This is a genomic window from Streptomyces sp. RP5T, assembly GCF_003933965.1.
In the GTDB taxonomy this organism is placed as follows: Bacteria; Actinomycetota; Actinomycetes; order Streptomycetales; family Streptomycetaceae; genus Streptomyces.
In genome coordinates, this window is the sequence record NZ_RSAJ01000382.1 from 1 (window position 1) to 8,154 (window position 8,154).

Genomic DNA, 8,154 nt, shown 5'->3' on the forward strand with positions numbered 1-8,154 from the left:
CCCCTGGAGCGCTACGGCCTGGAGTGGCTGCACGCCGAACTGCCCATGGCGCACCCCTTCACCGACGGCACCGCAGCCGTGCTGTCGAGGTCGGTCGCCGAGACGGCCGCCTCGTTCGGGCCACGGGACGCGGGGACGTACCGCAGGCTCGTCGAGCCGTTCCTGCCCCACTGGGACACCCTGGCCCGCGACTTCATGTCCCTGCCCGCGACCGCGCTGCCCCGCGACCCGGTCGCCCTGGCCCGCTTCGGTCTCGTCGGACTGCCCCCGTCGACCTGGCTGATGCGCCGCTTCCGCGACGAGCGCGCGAAGACCCTGTTCGCCGGACTCGTCGCGCACGTCATGGCCCCCCTGAGCGGCTTCGCCACCGGGGCCATCGGTCTGGTCTTCGCCCTCGCGGCACACGCGCGGGGCTGGCCCGTCGCCCGCGGCGGCTCCCAGTCCATCTCCGACGCACTCGCCGCGTACCTCAAGGACCTCGGCGGCAGCGTCCACACCGACTACGAGGTCAAGCGTCTCGACGACCTGCCGCCCGCCCGCGCGTACGTCTTCGACACCTCGCCCACCGCTCTGGCCCGCATCGCCGGTTTCGGCAACCACTACGAGGGCTACCGCTACGGCCCGGGCGTCTTCAAGATCGACTACGCCCTCGAGGGTCCCGTGCCGTGGACCGCCAAGGAGGCGCGCGCCGCCGGCACCGTGCAGATCGGCGCCGACTCCGCGGAGATCGGCACCGCGCTGCGGGCCGCGTCCCGGGAGGACCGCGCACCCGACAGGCCCTTCATGATCACCGTGCAGCCCAGTGTGGTCGACCCCGGCCGGGCCCCCGCCGGGAAGCACGTCTTCTGGGCCTACGGCCACGTGCCCAGCGGCTGGACCGGCGACCTCACCGACGCCATGGAGCGCCAACTGGAGCGCTTCGCACCGGGTTTCCGCGACCGCGTCCTGGCCCGTGCCACCGCGGGCCCGCCCGAACTGGCCGCCCGCAACGCCAACTACGTCGGCGGCGACATCGGCTCCGGCGCGGTCAGCGGACTCCAGATCATGCTGCGCCCCAAGCTGTCCCTCTCCCCGTACGGCACCCCGCACCCGGCCGTCTTCATCTGCTCGTCGGCGACCCCGCCGGGCCCTGGTGTGCACGGCATGTCGGGGCACAACGCCGCGAAGGCCGTGTGGCGCAGGCTGCGAGAGCAGGCCTGAGCGGGGCGGCGCCGGGCTGCCGTCGGCGCGGCAGGCTGGAAGAGTGGCGGTCATGACCACCATCAGGCTCGTCCAGGGCGACATCACCCGAGAGAGCGCCGACGCGATCGTGAACGCCGCGAACTCCTCCCTTCTCGGTGGGGGAGGGGTGGACGGCGCGATCCACCGCCGCGGCGGCCCCGCGATCCTCGCCGACTGCCGCAGGCTGCGTGCCTCGCACTACGGCAAGGGCCTGCCGACCGGAAAGGCGGTGGCCACCACCGCGGGCGAGCTGGACGCGCGCTGGGTGATCCACACCGTGGGCCCGCGCCACAGCCGCGAGGAGGACCGTTCGCAGCTGCTGGCCTCCTGCTACCGGGAGTCCCTGCGGGTCGCCGACGAACTGGGCGCCCGGACCGTCGCGTTCCCGGCCGTGTCCGCCGGCATCTACGGCTGGCCGATCGACGACGCCGCCAGGATCGCGGTGCGGACCGTGCGGGAGACGAGCACCGCCGTCGAGGAGGTCCGGTTCGTGCTGTTCGACGTGCAGGCGTACCAGGCGTTCGCGGGACAGCTCGCCTGATCGCTGCGGGCCCGGTCCCCTGACGGCCGAATGCCCGCCAGCGCCGGAAACAGGGGCGCGCTCGGGGAAAGTGACTGATCAGCGCCGTGCTGACGCGATGACCGGCCGGCCGTGGGGCCCGGGAGCGGTTGCGGGGCACCCGGGGCGGTTCTCACGGTGGGTTCGACAAAGCTTTTCGAAAGGACCCCCGCATGCGCCCCCTCGTCCCCCGCGGCCTTCTCCTGCCGTCCCTCATCTGTGCCGCGTTCGTCCTCGGCCCGGTCGGCACCGCGACCGCCGCCGTCGACGCGGGCCGCGGAGCCCTCGACCACGGAGTGGCCCGGACGGCCACCGTCCGCACCACCGACGAGGCGGGCTCCCTGAAGGACCACCTCGACGCCCTGGACCGGGCCGAGCACGACAGCGTCCTGCGGCCCCTCCTGGACGCCGTCACCGGCATCCCCGCCCTGGAGGGCGAGCGGCTCGACGCGAGCGAGGCGGCCGGCCACGCGAAGGCCGTGGCGGCGGCGAACGCCGAGGTCCGGGAAGAACTGCGGGAGCTGAGCGGCAGCGGCACGGGCCGGTCCGCGGCGGCCGACCCGGTCTCCGACCTCCTGGACTCGCTCCAGGCCACCATCGATGACCTGCTCGAGTCCCTGACCTCGCTGGACGTCGGCGGTGTGCTGGGCGCGGTCACCGACCTCCTGGGCTCCGTGACCGGGGCCGTCACCGGTCTCCTCGGCGGCGGACTGCCCTCGATCCCGCCCGCCGACTGACCCGAGGGCGGCACCGCAGCCCACCGCACCCCACGGCACCCCCGCGTGAACGCACGCGGGGGTGCCGCATGTCGTCATGTCCCCAGGACCACACAAACTCCGACAGGGTCATTGCCTCCCACGTCTTCGGGATCTAGGTTGAGTCGCATCCTGTGCCTCAAAGTCACCAATAGCACACAGGAATTGACGCTCCCTCAGTACGTACACCGCACTGTCGTCCCGAGGAAGGTTCCACCGATGTCCCACCCGTACCTGCCTGCCCCCATCAGCCGCAGGCGTCTGCTGGAGTCGGGGGCCGCCGTCCTCGGCGCCCTCGCCCTCTCCTCCGGCCCCCTGGCCGGCCGCGGCCACGCGGCGGAGGGCGCCCCGGAGTGGAACGGCGCCATCGACCTCTTCCGGGTGGGCACCCAGCCCCCGCACACCACCCTCATGCCGTACGCCGACGTCGGCCAGGCGCTCGCCGCCGACCGCACCCGTTCCCCGTACCGCGTGAGCCTCGACGGCAAGTGGAGGTTCGCCTACGCCGACCGCCCCGGCGACCGCGACACGGACTTCTACCGCACGGACGTGGACGACACGGACTGGGACACCATTCCCGTCCCCTCGGTGTGGCAGGTGCATGGCTACGACTTCCCGATCTACGTCAACATCACCTACCCCTGGTGGGGCCCCAACGGCCTCGGCGAGGAGGCGCAGCCGCCCGCCGCCCCGACCCGCTACAACCCCGTCGGGCAGTACCGGCGCACCTTCACCGTCCCGGAGAACTGGTCGGGGCGGCGCACCTTCCTGCACTTCGAAGGCGTCAAGTCCGCCCACTACGTGTGGATCAACGGCGAACTCGTCGGCTACCACGAGGACTCCTGCACGCCCGCCGAGTACGACATCACCCCGCACCTCAAGCCGGGCGCCAACCAGATCGCGGTCGAGGTCTACCGCTACTCCGACGGCGACTGGCTGGAGGACCAGGACATGATCCGGCTGAGCGGCATCTTCCGCTCGGTCTACCTCTACTCCACCCCGGCCGTCCACCTGCGCGACTTCAAGCTGGACACCCCCCTCGGCGACGACTACACCTCCGCCGAACTCTCGGTCACCGCGAGCGTGCGCGACTACGGCGGCGGCAACGAGGGCCGCTACACGGTCGAGACCCAGCTCTACGACGCGGACGGCCACGCGGTCTGGTCGCGCCCGCTCCAGCAGGCCGTCGCGCTCGACGCGGGCGCCGAGACGACCGTACAGGCGGCGAAGGCCGTGCCCGCGCCGAAGCTCTGGTCGGCCGAGCACCCGAACCTCTACACCGCCGTCCTGCGGCTGCGCGACCCCGCGGGCCGGGTGATCGAGACCCTCTCGCACCGCGTCGGCCTGCGGGAGTTCGCCCTGAAGGACGGGCTGATGCGCATCAACGGCAAGCCGGTCTCCTTCCGCGGCACCAACCGCCACGAGATGCACCCCGACCGCGGCACCGCGCTCACCCGCGCGGACCTCGTGAAGGACATCACGATCATCAAGCGGATGAACATCAACTCCGTCCGCACCTCGCACTACCCGAACAACCCGCTGTGGCTCGAACTCGCCGACGAGTACGGCCTGTACCTCGTCGACGAGACCAACCTGGAGACCCACGGCATCCGCGGTGAGTACCCCGGCAATCATCCGGACTGGAGCGCGGCCTGTGTGGCACGCGCCCAGAACATGGTCCACCGCGACAAGAACCACGCCTCGGTGGTGATCTGGTCGCTGGGCAACGAGGCCGGCGGCGGCAGCACGTTCGTGAACATGCGTGACTGGATCAAGTCGTACGACACCACCCGCGTCGTCCAGTACGAGGGCGACGACCGGCCCACCATCAGCGACATCCGCTCGGAGATGTACGACAGCCCCGCACGGGTGGAAGAGCATGCCAAGAACACCGCCGACACCCGGCCGTACGTGATGATCGAGTACTGCCACGCGATGGGCAACTCCAACGGCAACTTCAAGAAGTACTGGGACATCATCCGTCGCTACCCCGTCCTCCAGGGCGGCTGGATCTGGGACTTCGTCGACCAGTCCCTCACCGAGCCGGTCCCGGTGCGGCAGTTGCTGACCGAGACCGGGCCGGGTGCCCTCAGGGGCGAGGTCCTGCCCGCGAGGGCCCGGTTCGACCGTGACAAGGGCGTCTCCGGCGCGACGGTGTTCGCCCGCGACGATCGCCTCGACCTCACCGGCTCGCTGACCCTGGAGGCCTGGGTCACCCCGAAGGTGACGGGCAATCACCAGCCGCTCATCGCCAAGGGCGACACCCAGTACGCCCTCAAGCAGTCCGGCAGGACACTGGAGTTCTTCATCTACGGCGGCGGCCAGTGGATCACCACCACCTGGGCGCTCCCGGACGACTGGACGGGCCGCGAACATCACGTCGCCGGTGTCTTCGACGCCGCCGCGGGCACGCTGACCCTGCATGTGGACGGCCAGGTGAGGGCGACCAGGACCACCACCCAGAAGCCCACCAGCACCACCGCGCCGCTCGCGCTGGCCGTCGACGTCGACAACCCCACCCGGGAGTTCAGCGGCACGATCAGAAAGGCGCGGGTGTACGCCCGTCCCCTGAGCGCCTCCGAACTTGCCTCCGAGAACCGGGGACCCGGGGACGAGGACGTGCGGTTCTGGTTCGACGCGGCGACCGTGAAAGTCACCGAGAAGCGGTCCGACCGGAAGACCTTCTTCGCCTTCGGCGGCGACTGGGGCGACAACCCCAACGACGGCGCCTTCGTCGCGGACGGCATCGTCACCGCCGACCGCGGCCACACCGGCAAGGCCGCCGAGGTCAAGCAGATCTACCAGGCGGTCAACGCGTCCTGGGCGCAGGACGGCTCGGTGACCCTCACCAACGAGAACCTGTTCACCGACCTGCGCGAGTACGACGGCAGCTGGACCCTGTCCGCCGACGGGAAGGTGGTGCAGCGAGGGAGGCTGACCCGGGACCAGCTGAAGCTGGCGCCGCTGTCGAGCAAGAACATCACCGTCCCGTACAAGCTCCCGGCCACGCCCTCGCCCGGCACCGAGTACCACCTCCAACTCTCCTTCACCACCAGGGAGTCCACCCCCTGGGCGAAGGCCGGCTTCGAGGTGGCCAAGCAGCAGCTCCCCGTGGACGCGAAGAGCCCGGCGGTGACGCCGCTGCCGCTCGCGAAGGTCCCGGCACTGAGGTACCGGGACGCAGAGGACCGGGTCACCGTCACCGGCAAGGACTTCTCCGTCACCGTCGACAAGGGCAGCGGGACCATCACGTCGTACCGGGCCCACGGCACCGCTCTGCTCACCTCGGGCCCCGTCCCGAACTTCTGGCGGGCGCCGACCGACAACGACCACGGCAACGGGCAGCACACCCGCAACCAGACCTGGCGCGACGCCGGTGCGCGCCGCAAGGTGACCGGAGTGAGCGTGCGGGCGCTGGGCGACCGGGCCGTCGAGATCAAGGTCAGCGGCACCCTGCCGACGACGACCGAGTCGACGTACACCACCACCTACACGGTGTTCGGCAACGCCGAGATCAGGGTGGACAACACCCTCCACCCCGGGGCGGGTTCGCTGCCGTACATCCCGGAGGTCGGCACGATCCTCTTCCTGCCGCGCCGGCTGGACCGGCTGCACTGGTACGGCCGCGGCCCCGAGGAGAACCACTGGGACCGCAACGACGGTACGGACGTGGGTCTTTACTCCGGGACCGTCGCCGAGCAGTGGACGCCCTACATCCGCCCGCAGGAGAACGGCAACAAGACCGACGTCCGCTGGGCGGCCCTCACCGGCCGCGACGGTGTGGGCCTGCTCGTCTCGGGTGAGCCGCTCCTGGAGGTCAACGCCTCGCACTTCACCCCGGAGGACCTGTCGAACGGGGTGCGGCACGACTACCAGCTCACCCCGCGCGACGCGGTGGTCCTGCGGGTCAACCACCGGCAGATGGGCGTCGGCGGTGACAACAGCTGGGGCGCGCACACCCATGACGAGTACAAGCTGTTCGCCGACCGGGACTACGCGTACACATACCGGCTGCGGCCGCTGACGGACGTGGGCGCGGCGACGGCGGCCTCGCGGCGGCCCACGGGCACGGCCTGAGCGTCGCGCCGGACGCTTGGGGCCGGGCCGTCGGACACCTGACGGCCCGGTCCTGGCGCCTCGTTCCCCGCGCCCCCTTCGGGTGCGGGGAACGTGTCACCCGTGCCTGCGACGCAGCCCCACGGCCAGCAGCGGCCCGCAGGCCAGCAGGACCGCCAGTACCCCGTAGCCGTACGTCAGGGTCGTCGCCGCGGCCACTCCCGCGACCAGCAACGGCCCTCCCGCGTCGCCGAGTTCGCGGCCCAGCTCGGCCGCCCCCATCGTCTGTCCCAGCCGCTCCCGCGGGGTCGACGAGGCGAGCGCCGCGAACCCCAGGGGCGTGATCAGCCCCGTCCCGACCCCGATCAGCGCGACACCCGGCAGCACACCCGCGAGCCCCGGCAGCATCGCGCAGCCCAGACCGGCCGCCGCCAGCAGCAGCCCGGCGCTCAGCCCGCCCCGTACCGTGATCCGCCCCGCGTCCAGCGCCCGTCCGGCGCGCGGCTGGACGACCGCCGCGCAGGCCGCGAGCACCGACACGGCGGCACCCGTCGCCACCGTGCCCAGTCCCGCCACGGCACCCGACACGGGCAGGAAGCCCACGCCGGCCGAGAGCGCGGCCGTCGCCCCGGCGAGCGCGGCCGTCGGGATGAGGAACGCCGGGTCGGCCAGCCGCCGCGCCAGGTCGACGAGCGTCTGCCGGGCCCGGGGCAGGGGCGGCACGACGGGGACGGCGCTCAGCGCCCACACCGCCACGGCCGCGCCCAGGACGGCCAGCACCGTGAACAGCAGCCGCAGTCCGCCCGCCCACACCAGCACGCCGCCGAGCAGCGGGCCCAGGGTGTAGCCGACGGACTTGTAGAAGCCGTAACTCCCGAACGCCCGCCCCTGTTTGGCGGCCGGATTCAGCCGGGACACCAGTGCGGACGCCGCGGGGGAGAAGGCGGAGGCCGCCGCCCCCTGCCCGAGCCGTGCCGCCCACAGCCACCCCGGGCTGTCGGCGAGGGCGTAGAGCGCGGACGCGACCGCGAAGGCCACCAGTCCGCCGAGGAGCACGGGGCGGGCCCCGATCCGGTCGGCGATCGTGCCGAACAGCGGCTTGAGGACGACCTCGGCACCGTCGTACAGCGCGAGCAGGCCGCCCAGGACCAGCAGTGAGGTGACCGCGTCCGCCGAGTCCGCGCCGAGGTTCGCGGCGATGCCGTGCGCGCCGAAGGCGGTGGTGAAACCGGCCGCGTACAGCGGCAGCATCAGGCGCCGGGGCGGCTCAGTCGGTGGCGTCACTGAGCCCGAGCCGCAGGTGTTCCACATGGAAGACGGCCTGGTCGAGCAGTTCGGCGACATGGTGGTCGTGCAGCGCGTACACCACCGACCGGCCCCGGCGCTCGCCCACGACGAGCCCCAGGTTGCGCAGCAGCCGCAGCTGGTGCGAGCACGCCGACTGCTCCATGCCCACCTCGGCGGCCAACTCCGTGGCCGGCAGCGGACCTTCGCGCAGTCGCGCCAGGATCAGCAGGCGGGAGGGGGTGGAGAGGGCCTGGAGGGTGGTGGCCACCTTGGCCA

Annotated in this window: 6 protein-coding genes; 4 read left to right on the forward strand and 2 right to left on the reverse strand. The window is 72.2% G+C overall.

The window, feature by feature from the left end:
• From EHS43_RS30540 to EHS43_RS30555, 4 genes are all read left to right on the forward strand, one after another.
• Positions 1–1,200 (forward strand): NAD(P)/FAD-dependent oxidoreductase (locus EHS43_RS30540; RefSeq protein WP_148104122.1); only part of this gene is annotated, 1,200 nt, incomplete at its 5' end.
• Positions 1,201–1,252: 52 nt separating this feature from the next.
• Positions 1,253–1,762, forward strand: a complete 510-nt coding sequence (locus EHS43_RS30545) for an O-acetyl-ADP-ribose deacetylase (RefSeq protein WP_125193940.1) — start codon at positions 1,253–1,255, stop codon at positions 1,760–1,762.
• Positions 1,763–1,953: 191 nt separating this feature from the next.
• Positions 1,954–2,517, forward strand: a complete 564-nt coding sequence (locus EHS43_RS30550) for a hypothetical protein (RefSeq protein ID WP_125193941.1) — start codon at positions 1,954–1,956, stop codon at positions 2,515–2,517.
• 237 nt (positions 2,518–2,754) lie between these two features.
• Positions 2,755–6,612: a glycoside hydrolase family 2 TIM barrel-domain containing protein gene (locus tag EHS43_RS30555; protein ID WP_125193942.1), complete on the forward strand. Its 3,858-nt coding sequence runs from the start codon at positions 2,755–2,757 to the stop codon at positions 6,610–6,612.
• Between the two features lie 96 nt (positions 6,613–6,708).
• Here the strand turns inward: EHS43_RS30555 and EHS43_RS30560 are convergent, their stop codons facing one another.
• Positions 6,709–7,842, reverse strand: coding sequence for an MFS transporter (locus EHS43_RS30560; protein WP_125193943.1), 1,134 nt, complete (start codon positions 7,840–7,842; stop codon positions 6,709–6,711).
• A 16-nt stretch (positions 7,843–7,858) separates the two neighbouring features.
• Positions 7,859–8,154 (reverse strand): metalloregulator ArsR/SmtB family transcription factor (locus EHS43_RS30565; RefSeq protein ID WP_148104123.1); only part of this gene is annotated, 296 nt, incomplete at its 5' end.